Genomic DNA, 14,800 nt, shown 5'->3' with positions numbered 1-14,800 from the left:
GCATTCGCCGAATTTAAACGTCCCTCGCAAGTCGCTCACTGATAGATTCAACAGGAGGAATCTAAATGCTTGATAAAGCAAAACAGTATCCAAAAATCGGATCGCAGACGATTTTCGTCAACGAGTTGACCAACGGCATTCTGGACCCAGCGGCACCGATGCTCGGGCCGGTCGCCGATGGCGGCACGATCATTGCCAACACCGCTCCCGGGTGCTGGGGTCCGATGATCACGCCGGAAATTCGCGGAGGACATGAGGTGACGCGCCCGGTCGCGGTGGCAGGTGCGGAGGTAGGTGACGCGATTGCCATCCGCATCCGCTCGATTGTCGTGACCTCGTCGGCCACGGCATCCGGCAACGACGAGCCAATGGTGGGCCGGTTCAACGGCGATCCGTTCTGTGCGGCCGTGTGCCCCGGTTGCGGAGTGGAGTGGCCGCGCACGCGTGTCGAAGGCATCGGGCCGACGGCGATCCGTTGCGAAGCATGTGGGGCGGATGCGTCACCGTTTACCTTTACCAATGGCTATACGATCGCGTTCGACGACGAGCGACAGGTCGGTCTGACGGTGGGCAAGGCCGAGGCGGAAGCCTTCGCGGAAGATGCCGATCGCCTGATGGCGCTACCGGATGCGTCCATCCAGCATCCTATCCTGACTTTCGCGCCGGCTGATCTCATTGGTATCGCCACGCGCTTGCGGCCTTTTCTCGGGCAGTTGGGGACCACGCCGTCGAAGGCCATGCCGGACTCGCACAATGCCGGCGATTTCGGCGCGTTCCTGGATCATGCGCCCCACATCTACGCGCTGACCGCAGAGGAGATCGCCGAGCACAAGACGGACGGCCACCTCGACGTGAACACGGTCCGCGAAGGAGCCGTTCTGATCTGCCCGGTCAAGGTTCCCGGTGGTGGCATCTATCTGGGCGATATGCACGCGCTGCAGGGAGACGGCGAGATCGCTGGTCATACGTGTGACGTGGCTGGAACGGTCACCCTTGAGGTGCATGTCATCAAGGGGCTCGACATCGATGGGCCCATCCTTTTTCCGGTTCTCGATGACGTGCCGTTTCTGGCGCGCCCGCTCGACGAAGCCGAGCGGACAAGGGTCCAGGCGCTTGCCCGCAAGCACGGGGTGCGAAAGGTCGAGGACGATGCGCCCGTCTGCTTCATCGGCACCGGTCCAAACCTGAACGATGCCACCACGAATGGCCTTGAACGGGCCGCCGAACTCCTGGGGATCACCGTCCCCGAAGTGATGAACCGTGCCACATTGGCCGGCGCCATCGAAATCGGCCGTCACCCCGGCGTGGCCAGGGTGACGTTCCGGGCACCGCTCAACTTGCTGGACGCCAAGGGTATCGGCGCGTTCGCGCGGGGTGTTTACAACATTCCGTCCGCCAGTGCCTGAAGTCATCCGCTGACAAAATGCGCCGGCAATGCCGGTCGCAGCGATATTTGAGATCGGGTCATGTCGTTGGCCCGGCCAATCTTGTTTCAGCAAGCCTGGGTTGTCGCGAACTGCTCACGAAAGTGCGCGAATGTATACCAATGTATCGCTAGACCGATACCTACATTGGCTTTCAATTCCAGGTATAGGACACACATTTGATACACACAGGTAGTGATTTATGCAGATGTCTTTAACACAGATCGGAGAGCAGTGATGGCAGAGGAAATCAATCAACAAAGACGGCGGTTCGTGGGCGTGGCAGCGCTGACCGTTGCCGCCGCGCAATTTGGCGCAATCGGCACGAGCGTTGCTCAGGCCGCGGCGCCGGCGGCTGCTCGAATCCCCACCATCGCGCCAGGCACCAATACCTCATTTGGCTCGATCAAGCAGATCGACGCAGGTCTGCTCAATGTCGGCTACGCCGAGCTGGGCGCGAGCGACGCGCCTCCTGTCATTCTCCTGCATGGTTGGCCCTACGATATCCATACCTATGTCGATGTTGCACCGCTGATTGCCGCCGCAGGCTATCGCGTCATCGTGCCTTATCTGCGCGGCTACGGCGCAACACGGTTCCTCTCGGACAAGACGATGCGCAACGGCCAGCAGTCGGCGATTGCCGCCGATATCGTTGCGCTCATGGATGCGCTGAAGATCGAAAAGGCGCTGATTGCCGGTTGCGATTGGGGAGCCCGCACGGCCTGCATTATCGCCGCCCTCTGGCCCGAGCGCTGCAAGGCCCTGGTTTCCGTCAGCGGCTATCTCATCGGTAGCCAGGAAGCAAACAAGGCACCCTTGCCGCCGAAGGCGGAGCTTGCCTGGTGGTATCAATTCTACTTCGCCACGGATCGTGGCCGCGCGGGCTATGAGAAGTACCGCAGCGAGTTCGCCAAGTTGATCTGGCAGCTTGCATCGCCGAAATGGAACTTCGATGATGCGACCTTCAATCGCAGCGCTGCCGCATTCGAAAACCCCGATCACGTCGACATTACCATTCACAACTACCGTTGGCGCATCAGCGCGGCCGAGGGTGAGAAGAAGTACGATGAGCTCGAAGCGCGGCTCGCGAAGTTCCCTGTCATCGGCGTACCGACTATTACGCTGGAGGGCGATGCCAACGGTGCCCCCCATCCCGAGCCGGCTGCCTATGCCAAGAAGTTCTCCGGCAAGTACGAGCATCGGCTGATTACCGGCGGCATTGGTCACAATCTGCCACAGGAAGCGCCGCAGGCCTTTGCACAGGCCGTGGTCGACGTCGACCGGCTCTAACCGGTCACCTTGGGGTGGTCGCGGCAAGCGGCTCCCCACATCCCTCCATTCCAGACATTGCACTCGGCGTTGGCGTTTCAATGCACTTTCGCCAGGTCTGGTTTCGAGCGCCCATTGCCTCGCCAAGAAGCGGCCGGGCCGTTCGTATCACATTGTATCGGGATCAGGTTTCCGCGGCAGTTGGCTACATTTTAGCACCGCGACGAAACATTCCAGACACGTGCGGGACGCCATCTGCGTCTCGGCAGCGAGCCGTTCATTCTATCGAAAGGAAGAATATCATGAGCGACAATCAGAAAGTACTCTACACCGGAAAGACGCATACGACCGGCGGCCGCGATGGCGCATCGCGTAGCTCCGACGGCCGCCTCGATGTCAAGCTTTCCTCACCAGGTAGCGCGGGACAAGGAACGAACCCCGAGCAACTGTTCGCCGCCGGTTGGTCCGCCTGCTTCATCGGCGCGATGGGCTTTGCTGCGAAGAGCCTTGCCGTTGCGCTTCCGACCGATCTCGCGGTCGACACCGAAGTTGATCTCTGCAGCAATACAGGCGGTTACGCACTTCAGGCGCGCCTAAACGTCAGCCTGCCCGGCGTCGATCACGAAACTGCTCGCGCGATTGTCGATGCGGCGCATCAAACCTGCCCGTATTCCAAGGCCACGCGCGGCAATATCAACGTCACCATAAACCTCGTCTGACGAGATAAGAAAAACGATGCCCCCGTCAGGCGGGACGTGATGTTGAGAAGCGGCAGCCGCAAAGGGCTGCCGCTTTTTTCTGGTCGAGCAGCATGTCACCGATGTGCGAGGCGGTTCAACCGCCGTTCAGCCGATGGCGATTTCGGCGACGAGGCCGCCGCCGTCGCGATTACGCAACGTCAGCGATCCGCCGATCGCTGTGACCAGTTGGACGGCAATGGCGAGGCCGAGGCCAGTCCCGCCAGTGTCGCGGTTGCGCGATTGCTCGAGACGGAAGAAGGGCTTGAGGACAGCTTCCAATTGATCTTCGGGGATGCCGGGACCGCGATCGAGCACTCTAACGACCACGTCGCTATCGGTACGGCGCAGTACCTCGATCTCGGCGCTGCCACCAAACTTAAGCGCGTTGTCGATGAGATTGGTCAGAACTCGTCTCAAGGCGTGCGGTCGGGTCATGATCGCGCCGCCGCTCATCTCTGTGATCGTCACGTCCTTGCCGGTATCCTGGTAATCGTAGACGAGGCTCTCGATGAACGAAGAAAGGTCAATGCGCGAGGCTTTTTCGACATTGCCATGGGCGCTGCGAGCATAGGCGACGCCTTCCTTGACGAGACGTTCGATCTCGCTGAGATCCTGCATCAGCTTGTCCCTGTCGCCGAAATCCTCGGCCATCTCCGCCCTCAGCTTCATGCGCGTGATCGGCGTTTGCAGATCGTGCGATATTGCCGCGAGGATCTGCACACGTTCCTCCAGATATTGGGCAATGCGCTCGCGCATTGCGTTGAAGGCGGTTGCGGCATAGGCGACTTCCCTCGGTCCCGTTTCGCTGAGGCGAGGGGCTTTCACATTCGGATCGAGCGTATCGGCTGCTTTTGCGAGGTTGACGAGAGGACGAATTGCCTGATGGACCGCAAACCAGCTGCAAAGCACCAGCAAAGCCAACTGCGCGGCCAACACGTAGGGCAGCCAATCGGCCAACGGCATGACGCCATGCGGGTTGATGTCTATCGTCAACGGCGCGCCATCGCTCAGGGTCAGATGTGCCTGGAGCCTCAGGGTGTTGCCGGGAACGGTCTCCACCTCGATGGGATATTTTGCACCGATCGCCGCCCGAACCATGGAAGCGATCTCGGTGGTGCGTGCGTCGAGCGCCGGATTGCCGGGCAGGCCCGCTCCCAGCACGAAACTATAACTGCCTCGATCAAGACGATCGAGCCAATCGGCTCGTTCGTCGGCCGGCAGCCGATCGAGAATGGCGATCGACGTTGCAACGTCGTTTTCGAGCGTGTTGAACATGACGGACTTGGCGGCCGCGTATCGTTCATAAAACAGCACCGTGAACGACATGGTATGCGCGATCGCTACCCCGGCAAGCAGGATAAGAAATAGCCGCGCCCCCAAGGTGCGCGGCCATAGGCGAAATCCATTCAGAAAGGCGCGTGTCGCCATCAGCGGGCCTCGGTGATCTCGATCGGCATGGAGAAGACATAGCCTTCGCTGCGGACAGTCTTGATATAGGTCGGTTCCCGGGCATCGTCGCCAAGACGCTGGCGGACGCGGCTGACGAGAAGATCGATCGAACGGTCAAAGAGCTCGGCGTCGCGGCCCTGTGTCAGGTTAAGCAGCTGATCGCGGTTGAGCACGCGCTGGGGGTGGTCGATGAAGACGCGAAGCAGCCGGTATTCGGCACCGCTGAGGCCGATCACCGTCCCGTCTGAATCGATGAGGTGGCGTGCCGTCGTGTCGAGCTTCCATTGGCCGAAACTCAGCAGTTGGCCGGCTTCCGACACCTGCAGGTTCGGCGGTAGCATGCGCGTGCGTCGAAGGACAGCCTTGACGCGGGCCAACAACTCCCGCGCCGAGAACGGCTTGGCGAGGTAGTCGTCCGCACCCATCTCCAGACCGATGATGCGGTCCATCTCGTCTGTGCGTGCTGTCAGCATGACGATGGGAACAGCCTTGTGTCGTCCGGCACGCAACTCGCGGCTAAGCACGAGGCCGTCGTCGCCCGGCATCATGACATCGAGGATGATCAGATCGACGGAGTTTGCTTCGAGAAAGGAGCGCATGTGCCGCCCGTCAGCGACTGCGGTTACGCGCAGGCCATTCTTCTTCAGGTAGCTCGATACGAGCTCCCTTATTTCGCGATCGTCATCGACGATCAGGATGTGGTCGATGTGCTCCATCGCGCGATCTCCGTGATTTTTCTGCTAGTGACGCCGTTGATGTGTCCGCCGTGTGTTTATCGCCTCATGGCTTGCATGGCGCTGTATCCAGCCAACCTTGAGATACATTTTGATACGATGTCCGCACGTTCATTTCGCCTGGTAAGTAATGGAAATCGCTCACGTCGCCATTGCTGATATGCTTGGCTGGCAGCTACTTGGCAAACAGGCTGTCGATCAGTTCGGTGGTCGAGCCTTGCCAAAGCTCGCCTTCTCCGGTTCCTGCCCACAGCGACAGGAAATCTGCCGAGCCCCTTGCTGCTGACGCGCCACGCAGGTCGCGCGTAAACTTGTTCTGGGCGGGAAACGGCATGACAGCGTCCATCTTCGGCGTCATCTCCTCCATGAAACGGTTCTCGATGCCTCGAGCGAATCGACCGGAGAAGACACGCGTCGTTCGGGTCTGTCGCTTTGGCGCACTGAGTGCCGACCTGTAAGGGGCCGACGTTCCCGCCTCGTGCGCTGCCAGAAAAGCCGTTCCCATCTGAACCGCCTGAGCGCCTGCGACGAGGGCGGCGCGAACGTCCGCAGCGGTCATGATGCCGCCTGCTGCAATCAACGGCACGTGCACCTTTCCCCTACATTGAGCGAGAAGGTCGTGAAGTCGGACTTCCGGATCGGCGGCGTCGGGCTCGAAGATGCCGCGATGGCCGCCGGCCTCGAAGCCTTGCAACGTGATCGCGTCAACATTGCTGTCTTCGAGGGCCCGCGCTTCCTGGAGTGAGGTCGCGGTCCCGATCAGCAGAATGCCGGCTTCTCGTGCGGCTTTCGTATGTTCGGCTGCCAATACGCCGAAGACGAAGCTGAATACAGCTGGCCGGATCTTTAGGACGGCTTCGAACTGGGCGTCGAAATCCTCCTCGAACGGTGCGGAGAACTGTGGGGACGCTAGCCCGAGTTCTGAGCGATAGCCGGCAGTGGCGGCAATCGCTCGCTTCACCGCAGCCGGATCGACCGTTGGAGCGGGGTGGGGAATGAAGAGGTTGATCGCGAAGGGCTTGTTTGTGCGCTGTCGGACCTTGTCGGCAAATTCGACGATCGTGGCGGGATTGGAGTAGGCGGCGCCGACGGAGCCCAGCGCGCCGGCAACCGATGCTGCTACCACCAGTTCCGGCGTTGAGGGGCCGCCAGCCATTGGCGCGACAATAAGGGGATATTTCAATCCGAGCTGGCGAAGGGGTTCGCTGTCGACTTCTGTTGGCACGTCCGATCTCCTTGTCCAGCACTGGGGAATTCGTCGGTTTGGCAGGTTATGCTGTCCGGACAGGCCTGAGGAATGCCGCAGGCTGCCGGTCCGGCGATTATTTGCGCCTATTGTCTTGCTTTCACAAGGAGCTTGACTTCAGCCGCGAGGGCGGAGGAGCGATCGCGGACGGCACGACGCTGGCGCTAGTGGCTCATCAGCAGGGGAACTGTAGCGTGGGAGAGCAGCCGATAGGTGACGCGGCCGAGAAGCAGTTCGAGCAGATAGCCGTGCTTGAAGGCTCCGGTCAGAATGCAGGTGGCATTCACCGATGCACCAAAGTCGAGGATGGTGTTGCCGACCGAGCGGCCTGTTGAGGAGGTCACGACGATCTCCGCATCGAGCCCCATCTGGCGGCAGATTTCCCTGGCGGTGGTTTCGTAGTGCCTGTTCGGCTTGTCGTCGACGCAGAGCACCGTAATGCGGTCGGCAGCGGCAAGCCAGCGCCTGGCGGCGACGATCGTGCGCCGTGCGTGGTCGTGCGGCTTCCAGCCGATCAGCACGTGGTCAAGCAGACGTCCGCGATAACCATTGGCCGGCGGGATGAGCACGAGCTTACCCTCATGGAAGAGGACGTTATGGAAAACATCACGGGCATCGAGATTGCCCCGATAGGGAGTGACGACAAGTGATGCGTTCCGGCAGACGCTGCCCACGCAGCGGCGGAGGTCGCCCTGGTAGTCGCCAAGCACCAGGCTTTGCCGGTGCGGCGCGCTCAGTTTCCATTCGTCGAACAGCTGTTTGACGCGCTCGAACCGCTCGTGCGGCGAGCCTTCGTCCAGGTCCCGCAGCATCTGCAATTCGATTTCCTCGGCTGAGACCAGCATCGCCAGCGGATCGGCGCCGATATGGACGGCGGCGATGCTGTCCTGCACCGCATCAGCCGCATCGTCGGCCAGATCGAGGCAGGACTGTGCCGAGGCGGGATCGGGCAATAGCACAACGATATCGGCATGTTCGGTGAGATCACGAACGTTGCGCGGCACGGCGGCTGGATCAGGCGGGTTGAAGCCTTTTGACCAGTTGCCGTCGGTCGTTGTCGTGATCACTGTGGCCCTCCTTCGTGGATCGGCCTGAAAAATCTACCCCTGGAACAATACGCCAATCTGATCGGTGTTGAAATCGTCTTGGCGCCCAAAGGCGATCTATTTTAAGCGCCAAAGCCAGTGCCGAGACCGGTCGCGACGCCAATTCCGGCGGTCTTGCGCCTTGATTGCGACCTGCTAGAATCTGTTGCGGCAAGCTTTTGTGTTGGCTGCATTTTTTGTTCCCTCTGGCCATGTAGGGCGCGCGATGGAAACGCCAGTTATCCCAAAACTGAGCTACGGCGCGGAACCCGGATTGCGTTTCGCCCTGCTTTTGAACGGCTGTGGCGGTTGCACGCAGTTGGACATTGCTGAGGCGCGGCGATGGAAACCGGAAGACGGGATCATCTGGCTGCATCTCGAGCGTGACCATGCGGCAGCTGCCGATTGGGTCAAGAAGGAAAGCGGCCTCGATAGCTTCGTGACGGAAGCCCTGCTCGAAGAGGAGACGCGACCGCGTGTCGAGCCTGTCGATGACGGCCTGTTGATCATCCTTCGGGGCGTATGTGCGACCGCCCCCGACGAGGAACCGGAGGAGAGGACCGACATCGATCTCGTGCCGCTTCACCTGTGGGTCGACGTCAACAAGGTCATCTCACTTCGAGACAGCGGACATTATATCACGGCACTTCGCGACATCCGCCTCGCCCTCGAGAAGGGCAAGGGTCCACAGCGCACCGGAGACCTGTTGGCGCTGATCGGCGACAAGCTTGTCCGTGACTTGGAGCCGGTGCTCGACTCGATGGACGAGGAAGTGGATGAGCTCGACGACATGATCTTTCACGGTGAGGCTGGCGAGGTGCGCGAGCGTCTCAAGCTACTGCGCCGGCGTTCCGTGCAGCTGCGCCGCTATCTGGCACCGCAGCGCGACGCACTAAACCGCATCGAACACGACGACGCGCCGTGGCTGCTCGAGCGTGACAAGCTGCGGATGCGTGAGGTGATCGACAAGCTGATGCGGTTCATTGAGTACCTCGATGCGATCCGGGACCGCACGGGGATCCTCCACGACGACCTCTCGACAGTGATCAGCGAGCGTATCGCGCGAAATTCCAATCGGCTGGCGGCGCTGGCCGCCCTGCTGCTGCCGCCTAGCGTCGTCGCCGGCCTGTTCGGGATGAATGTCGGAGGTATTCCGGGGGTCAATGACACCTGGGCATTCGTCATCATCGTGGCGTTTGTGACGATCACCTCCATTGCAACGCTTTGGGTGCTTCGACGGATCGGTTGGCTTTAGGCAGTGGTCGCGTCAGGTGCGAATGGCATTGCGGGTTGTGAGCATGCGCCACCCGCAATGCCGCGCCGATCAATTCGATGCAAAGCAGTAGAACAGGCCGTCGCCTCCGGTCCCGTTGAAGGCTTTCACCGTGCAGCCGCCGCGTGTCGGATGCGACGAGTTCCACGATTTGGCTTCCGCCGAGTCGTTCAGTCCCGTCCGGTCGCTATGGCCCACGATCGCGACACCGTCTTCGCCGCCCATCGTCCAATTTCCGCAGGTCTCAGGCGCCGCAGTACCATCAGCCTTTGAACCGGTCAGCATGTCGTGGCGGTTCGGCGTGTCCCCACGGCCGTTGATGACCGCACCTTTCTCGCTAAGCGCGGTCTGTTTGGTCAGGTTGTTCTTGTCGCTGTGCAGGGAGGCCACGTCGTCGGCGATTTTTTCGCCTTTGGCGTTATACCATGGCCCGGAACCGATGCGATCCTTGGCGTTTTCAGCGTCGGTAGACAGATAGGCCTTCCAGGTCTTGCCGGTCGAACCGGCGGCTGTGGCAAGCGTGTTGCAATATGCGTCCGCGCCGGCGAGGCCGCCGAGATCGCCGCCCTTGCCCGGATTTACACTGGTCACGAAGAAACTCATGGCGTTGTCCTGAGCGTAGACTGCGCCGGCCGAAAGGGCCAAAAGGGCCGCGATATAGGCAAACCTGCGTTTCATGGCGTCTCTCCCTGGTTGAATTTCTACCGGGACGAAGGGTATTGCAGGTAAACCTCGGCGTAAAATCGAAATCGCGTGATAGGGCGATCCCCCTTGGTAGGGTCAAGGGGAGGGGCAGGCGCGGTGGGCTGGTTTTGGTACTGTCAGCGCAGTCTATTCCGCGGCCTCTTCCGGGTGGCTGATCGAGCCACGAACGACACCATACTGGCTACCCCAGCGATCGGTCATCGTGCAGCGGATATCCCATAGCTCGGGAAAGAACCGGTGCCGAGCGCCGCCTTCCAGCATTTCGACGGGGCGACCCTTGAGCGATTTGGAGCCAAGGCCGATCGAGCGGTGGATCAGGTAAAGGTGGTTTGCGCGGAATTTCTGGAACAGCTCGTCGAATTCAACCAGGGCCTCCGCGACGACATAGCTGTCCCCGTGGTCGTATTTGCCATCATAGATATCGTCGATCGTCAGATTCCGGCCGTCGAGATAGGCGGCCTGGAAAGCTCGCCAGAGATCGGGTGGCATTCGTAGCAGGAGCTTGAAGCCAGGCGACTCCTGACCGCTGCCGTTGCCGAGCTGAAGCCGGACTTGCTGGTATTCCTTGGGCGACATCGTTTCGAGAAGGTCGAGTTGCGCCGTCATCATCCGCATCAGGCGGTGGACGCGGCCCATCAGCGTCACGACGCGATGCGTGTTTTCCTTCTCCAGATAATCGATGACGTCGACCAGTGAATAGGCAATCAGCTTCATCCAAAGTTCTTCAACCTGGTGGACAATCTGGAATTGCAGCTCATCCGCATTCGCCATCTCCGCCAGGGGCTTCTGACAGCTGAGCAGCCTGTCGCACTGCAGGTAGACGCCGTAGTCGCGCATGTCGGGCGCTTCGATGCGGGCGTAGTAATCTTCCTTGTTCATGAATGCTGCTCCGGAGTGTCGTTGGCCTACAACTATCCAGTCTAGGCGCTTTGACTTGAACATTGGTCCTTTCTGTTATCAAAATGCAGAGATGTGCAGAACGACTGCCAACATAGAAGGCGATTCATGGAACAAATGACACTCGATGCGCTTGATCGAAAGATCATCGGTGCGCTGGAGGCCGATGCCAGGATTTCTTTTGCCGCGCTGGCGGATCATGTCGGTCTCAGCAAAACGCCCTGCTGGAAACGTGTGAAAGCGTTGGAAGATGCGGGCATCATTCGCGGATATGCGGCCCGGCTTGATCCCGCAAAGCTTGGGTTCGGCATCGAAGCCTTCATTCAGGTCTCGATCGATTTCGAAGTGTCGGAGGAGTTTGAGGCCGCGGTCCGCCGGCACCCGCTCATCTGGCGTTGCCACGCAACGACCGGTGAAGCCGACTATCTCCTGCATATCGTCGCGGTCGACATGGCGGCCCTGGACAGGATGCTTCGGGAAGAATTGAGCCGCCTGCCGGGAGTGAGGCGCACGATCACGTCAATGGCAATGCGCGAGATCAAAGGCGAAATCTCGTTCGCCGCTGCGCAAAGCCGCACACAATCGACGAAACGCTGATCGAGCTAGCCTTTCGTTTCAGTCAAGTCGCCGTGATTTCAATTTCTCGTTCTTGACAATGGATTTGCCCGGCAAATATCTGTGGTGACCGGCTTCAGACGCAAGGCCTCAGCACAGCATGATCGACACCCGCTTTTCGACTGCTCTACAGATTGTCATCAGTGTGGCCGTCAACGAAGAGGCAAACCTCCGGACCACAAGCCAATCACTTGCGCAGGGCCTTGATACAAGCGCGAGCTTCGTCCGCAAGCTGTTGCAGCCGCTCAATGAAAGCGGCATTCTCGCCACTGCCCAAGGCGGCAAGGGCGGTATCAACCTAGCGCGACCGCGCGACCAGATATTGCTCAGCGAGATCTATGCTGCCGTGACCGGCGACAAGAAAATCTGGGCAACCCGCCACGATATTCCGCACGAGGGGCTCGTAGGGGAGAATATCGGCGACCTCTCGGAGTTTCTTTGCGATCGGGCAGAACAGGCCGTCGTCGACATGCTGGGTTCAGTGACCATCGATGATAGCGTCGCGGAGCTGCGTCGCCTCGAGGCGAAGAAATCTGTCGACCACGAGCAGCCGGCGGATGCGAGCCTTGCCCCCGATCGTCACGCCGCCGAATAGCTTCACAGAGTGAAAGGGGCGGCCGGGCAGGGAACCCGAGCCACCCCTCCTAACTGATCGGAGGTCAATCTGATCAGAAACTTTCAAGCGCGGCGCCGCGCTGCCACTCCCTGTGACCTTAACCACAGAGAGAGGCGGAAACGCGGCGCCGCTTTTGATTAGAATGCGCGCTGGAGGCGGAAGAAGCCCGTCGTCACGTCGTCGATGTTGTCGCCGTCGAGGTAGTTGACGGTTGCCTTGGCGTAGAAGTTGTCGACGATCTGATAGTCAACCGTCAGACCGACCTTCCAAGCGTCGTTGTCCGAGAAGTCAGCGTCGGTAGCGGCGTTAACTACGCCGTAGCTGCCGTAATACTGAGCGGCCGGGGTGATCTTCAGCTTGTCGGTGGCCTTGATAGCGTATTCTGCGGCAATCGCCCACTCGGAAGCAGAGTAATACGCGCCCGGATCGGACGCCCAGACGGCTGCGAGACCGAGGGTGCCCGGACCAACGGTAACGGTGCCCATGGCGCGGACAGCGCCGGCTTCGTTGTCGGTGTCGTAACCAGCGGTTACCTGGTAGGAGAAGATGCCTGCCTTGCCGCCGATGCCGATTGCTACGCCGACGTTGTTCGGAACTTCGCCGTTGTAGAACGGGCTGTCTTCCAGCTCGTCGACGCTGATGCCGGCGTAGAAATCCGTGGCTTCATACTGATAACGGATCGAGTTGTGCAGCGTAACCTTGCTGCCGATGTCGTCCGTTTCGCCCGAGAGACCATCGTCCCACCAGCTGTAGAACAGACCGGCGCGGAAGCCGGCGATGTCGATGTAAGCGGAGTCCAGGATCGCGTTCTGATCACGAGCGTTGTCAGCATTGTGCTGCAGAACGATCACGCCTGTGAGCGGGCCGTATTCAGTGTCGCTCTTGGCGGTAAACTGAACCTGGCCGCGGGTCACTGCATCCCAGTCGGACGTACCGCCCCGGTTGCCGCTTACACTGCCGTTGACGGCGTCCGGGCCGGCGTTAACCTGGAAACGGATGTAACCGCTGATCTTCAGGCAGGTTTCGGTGCCGGGGATGTAGAAGTAACCGCTGCCGTAAGCGTCGCACACGCGAACGTATTCAACCGGCTCCGGCTCGGCAGCAACGATGGCGTCAGCGGCCTGGGCGCTCGAGAAGGCAGCCAAAGCCGCCGCCGAGCTCATAAGGATCATCTTAATGTTCATTCTCAGTCCAATCTTCTGTCGATTGGGCACAGGTCATCACTGCCGAAAACCGGCCTCTACCTACCCCAAATTGTTTCGTACAAGCCCTCGCGGGAAACGCGGTACGTCCGCGGCGCCAAATTACATTTCCGATTAAATGTATCAATAATAGATACAGTCAAAATTGAGTTTTGCTGCAAGGCGGAAATTGGGTGTTGCGCAAACGCAACGATCGGCTCTCGCGCAAAAGCATATTTACTACCGCAGGCTATAACCAGTTGTTACTCAACACGTTTTTGTAATGGATGTTATCTGGGCAATAATGCTGCGTCGCAGCATTTCGCCACGGGATTGCGTCCATCCTTTCTTCAACCCTCCCCGAATCACAACGAAGCGTGCCTCGCTGGACTCCTCTCATCGAGAAGGGCGGCCGTGACGGAATCGCCGCCGTCGAGCCTCAACGCGCCGTGCGCGTCGATCAAGTGTTCCAGCAGATTGCTCAGCCCGTCACTGAAGTGGCGGCTCGCCTCGGCAGCTTCCTGGCTCGCAAGCGTCGTGGAACCTATGATTCGAATGCCGAAGATGTCGGTCGTCTCGTCGGCTCTGGTCAGCGCGCAATTCCCGCCAATTTCGGCGGCGAGATCCACAATGACCGTTCCAGGGCTCAACTGTGAGAGCATCTCTTCGTTAAGCAGCACGGGGGCAGAGCGACCGGGATACATTATGTTGGTGGTGATCAGTTGCATCTTCGACAAGGCACCGGAGAGGTCTTGACGAAGCCGCGCAAGTTCTTGCTCTGAAGAGGTGCCGAGAAATTTAGCGCCAAGCCGCTCGATCTTTGCCTGCGAATCCTTCGCGAGGCCAAAGCCATAGGTTAGGGCGCCGAGGCGACGTGCAGTCGCCAGTGCCTGCAGGCTTGCTGGGTCGCTGCCCAAGGCGGCCATTTTAACCGGCCGCACGAAGCTTCCGTCAGCCAACAGCATCGGATGCGAAATGCCGAACTGCCTCGCCGCCTCCAGGACAGCCGCGTGGCCCGTGATGGCGGCCTGCCTCGAAGAAATATCGGCACCCTTCTGGCCCGACATCCCGGAAAGCCGGGCGATGTCGAGATGGAGCGGCTGTTGCCTGGCTAGCGGGACGGCGACCTGGCCCGGTTTCGAGCCAAGGAAAAGCAGAACCGCTGCCGCTGGGAAAACTCGCGCGGCGATTGGCTGCCGCACGCTCACGAATAGATCCGAAGAGGACGCCATCTCGGCAAAATCGGCGGGCTCTGCGCCGGCAGCAATGTAGCCGTCGTCTGAATGGCCGGCGCCAACGCCGCAGCCGGGCTCGAAACGAAATGATATGCGCTCGGAAAGGCGCCCAACGTCATCCGGCGTCAACGCAACGCGGCGCTCACCGGGATGTGTTTCCCGAAGCAACCCGGCACGGACTCGGATAAGCTTAGACATTCATCGCTCTGAAAGAAGGGTAAACAGGGACTGTGGGCGCGCGAGCGATATAGTCTGTCTATTCCATAGTTTTATGACAGTTTCGTAATTTTATTTTGGGCAGTTTCGATCATTTTTCCCCGCGCGCAACTAC

At 60.0% G+C, this 14,800-nt stretch carries 14 protein-coding genes; 6 read left to right on the top strand and 8 right to left on the bottom strand.

Annotated features, from left to right (window positions below):
• Positions 1-65 precede the first annotated feature (65 nt).
• The 3 genes from FHT97_RS09655 to FHT97_RS09645 all read left to right on the top strand — a co-directional run bounded on the left by FHT97_RS09655 (position 66) and on the right by FHT97_RS09645 (position 3,412).
• Positions 66-1,406, top strand: coding sequence for an acetamidase/formamidase family protein (locus FHT97_RS09655; protein ID WP_183861657.1), 1,341 nt, complete (start codon positions 66-68; stop codon positions 1,404-1,406).
• A gap of 255 nt (positions 1,407-1,661) precedes the next feature.
• The gene (locus FHT97_RS09650) at positions 1,662-2,714 is read left to right on the top strand and encodes an alpha/beta hydrolase (protein WP_183755526.1); all 1,053 of its coding nucleotides are present in this window, start codon (positions 1,662-1,664) and stop codon (positions 2,712-2,714) included.
• 281 nt (positions 2,715-2,995) lie between these two features.
• The gene (locus FHT97_RS09645) at positions 2,996-3,412 is read left to right on the top strand and encodes an organic hydroperoxide resistance protein (protein WP_183861655.1); all 417 of its coding nucleotides are present in this window, start codon (positions 2,996-2,998) and stop codon (positions 3,410-3,412) included.
• 126 nt (positions 3,413-3,538) lie between these two features.
• Here FHT97_RS09645 and FHT97_RS09640 read toward each other — a convergent pair whose 3' ends face one another.
• The 4 genes from FHT97_RS09640 to FHT97_RS09625 form a co-directional block, all read right to left on the bottom strand.
• On the bottom strand, positions 3,539-4,861 hold the full coding sequence (locus FHT97_RS09640; RefSeq protein ID WP_183861654.1) for an ATP-binding protein: 1,323 nt from the start codon (positions 4,859-4,861) through the stop codon (positions 3,539-3,541).
• The gene (locus FHT97_RS09635) at positions 4,861-5,598 is read right to left on the bottom strand and encodes a response regulator (protein ID WP_183861652.1); all 738 of its coding nucleotides are present in this window, start codon (positions 5,596-5,598) and stop codon (positions 4,861-4,863) included. Before FHT97_RS09635 ends, FHT97_RS09640 begins: the two co-directional genes overlap by 1 nt.
• A gap of 193 nt (positions 5,599-5,791) precedes the next feature.
• Positions 5,792-6,841, bottom strand: coding sequence for a nitronate monooxygenase (locus FHT97_RS09630; protein WP_183861650.1), 1,050 nt, complete (start codon positions 6,839-6,841; stop codon positions 5,792-5,794).
• Between the two features lie 185 nt (positions 6,842-7,026).
• Positions 7,027-7,929: a universal stress protein gene (locus tag FHT97_RS09625; RefSeq protein WP_183861648.1), complete on the bottom strand. Its 903-nt coding sequence runs from the start codon at positions 7,927-7,929 to the stop codon at positions 7,027-7,029.
• 244 nt (positions 7,930-8,173) lie between these two features.
• Between FHT97_RS09625 and FHT97_RS09620 the strand changes: the two genes are divergently transcribed.
• Positions 8,174-9,202 carry a CorA family divalent cation transporter gene (locus tag FHT97_RS09620; protein ID WP_183755532.1) on the top strand — a complete coding sequence of 343 codons (1,029 nt, stop codon included), beginning with the start codon at positions 8,174-8,176 and terminating at the stop codon, positions 9,200-9,202.
• 69 nt (positions 9,203-9,271) lie between these two features.
• Here FHT97_RS09620 and FHT97_RS09615 read toward each other — a convergent pair whose 3' ends face one another.
• Positions 9,272-9,898: a hypothetical protein gene (locus FHT97_RS09615; RefSeq protein WP_183755533.1), complete on the bottom strand. Its 627-nt coding sequence runs from the start codon at positions 9,896-9,898 to the stop codon at positions 9,272-9,274.
• Positions 9,899-10,051: 153 nt separating this feature from the next.
• Positions 10,052-10,804 (bottom strand): tryptophan 2,3-dioxygenase family protein, encoded by a 753-nt coding sequence (locus FHT97_RS09610; RefSeq protein WP_183861646.1) that lies wholly within the window; start codon positions 10,802-10,804, stop codon positions 10,052-10,054.
• Positions 10,805-10,930: 126 nt separating this feature from the next.
• On the opposite strand from FHT97_RS09610, the gene FHT97_RS09605 reads away from it, so the two are divergent.
• Together FHT97_RS09605 and FHT97_RS09600 are read left to right on the top strand one after the other, a co-directional pair.
• Entirely contained in the window at positions 10,931-11,419 is a 489-nt protein-coding gene (locus FHT97_RS09605; protein ID WP_246712589.1) for an Lrp/AsnC family transcriptional regulator, read from the top strand.
• Positions 11,420-11,537: 118 nt separating this feature from the next.
• Complete coding sequence (locus FHT97_RS09600; protein WP_183861644.1) at positions 11,538-12,032, top strand: Rrf2 family transcriptional regulator; 495 nt, start codon at positions 11,538-11,540, stop codon at positions 12,030-12,032.
• Positions 12,033-12,190: 158 nt separating this feature from the next.
• Here FHT97_RS09600 and FHT97_RS09595 read toward each other — a convergent pair whose 3' ends face one another.
• Together FHT97_RS09595 and FHT97_RS09590 are read right to left on the bottom strand one after the other, a co-directional pair.
• The gene (locus FHT97_RS09595) at positions 12,191-13,237 is read right to left on the bottom strand and encodes a porin (RefSeq protein ID WP_183861642.1); all 1,047 of its coding nucleotides are present in this window, start codon (positions 13,235-13,237) and stop codon (positions 12,191-12,193) included.
• A gap of 362 nt (positions 13,238-13,599) precedes the next feature.
• Positions 13,600-14,667, bottom strand: a complete 1,068-nt coding sequence (locus tag FHT97_RS09590; protein WP_183861640.1) for an NAD/NADP transhydrogenase subunit alpha — start codon at positions 14,665-14,667, stop codon at positions 13,600-13,602.
• Positions 14,668-14,800 lie beyond the last annotated feature (133 nt).

The organism is Rhizobium sp. BK399, assembly GCF_014194695.1.
In the GTDB taxonomy this organism is placed as follows: Bacteria; Pseudomonadota; Alphaproteobacteria; order Rhizobiales; family Rhizobiaceae; genus Rhizobium.
Note: the sequence above shows the minus strand (reverse complement) of the source record. Positions and strands in the feature narration are given on the sequence as shown.

What these genes read in the sequence shown, in the direction of transcription:
- FHT97_RS09620 (WP_183755532.1), top strand. Translation starts at nt 8,174, where the DNA reads ATGGAAACGCCAGTTATCCCAAAACTGAGCTACGGCGCGGAACCCGGA.
- FHT97_RS09640 (WP_183861654.1), bottom strand. Translation starts at nt 4,861, where the DNA reads ATGGCGACACGCGCCTTTCTGAATGGATTTCGCCTATGGCCGCGCACC.
- FHT97_RS09645 (WP_183861655.1), top strand. Translation starts at nt 2,996, where the DNA reads ATGAGCGACAATCAGAAAGTACTCTACACCGGAAAGACGCATACGACC.
- FHT97_RS09600 (WP_183861644.1), top strand. Translation starts at nt 11,538, where the DNA reads ATGATCGACACCCGCTTTTCGACTGCTCTACAGATTGTCATCAGTGTG.
- FHT97_RS09615 (WP_183755533.1), bottom strand. Translation starts at nt 9,898, where the DNA reads ATGAAACGCAGGTTTGCCTATATCGCGGCCCTTTTGGCCCTTTCGGCC.
- FHT97_RS09610 (WP_183861646.1), bottom strand. Translation starts at nt 10,804, where the DNA reads ATGAACAAGGAAGATTACTACGCCCGCATCGAAGCGCCCGACATGCGC.
- FHT97_RS09650 (WP_183755526.1), top strand. Translation starts at nt 1,662, where the DNA reads ATGGCAGAGGAAATCAATCAACAAAGACGGCGGTTCGTGGGCGTGGCA.
- FHT97_RS09590 (WP_183861640.1), bottom strand. Translation starts at nt 14,667, where the DNA reads ATGTCTAAGCTTATCCGAGTCCGTGCCGGGTTGCTTCGGGAAACACAT.
- FHT97_RS09655 (WP_183861657.1), top strand. Translation starts at nt 66, where the DNA reads ATGCTTGATAAAGCAAAACAGTATCCAAAAATCGGATCGCAGACGATT.
- FHT97_RS09605 (WP_246712589.1), top strand. Translation starts at nt 10,931, where the DNA reads ATGGAACAAATGACACTCGATGCGCTTGATCGAAAGATCATCGGTGCG.
- FHT97_RS09595 (WP_183861642.1), bottom strand. Translation starts at nt 13,237, where the DNA reads ATGAACATTAAGATGATCCTTATGAGCTCGGCGGCGGCTTTGGCTGCC.
- FHT97_RS09635 (WP_183861652.1), bottom strand. Translation starts at nt 5,598, where the DNA reads ATGGAGCACATCGACCACATCCTGATCGTCGATGACGATCGCGAAATA.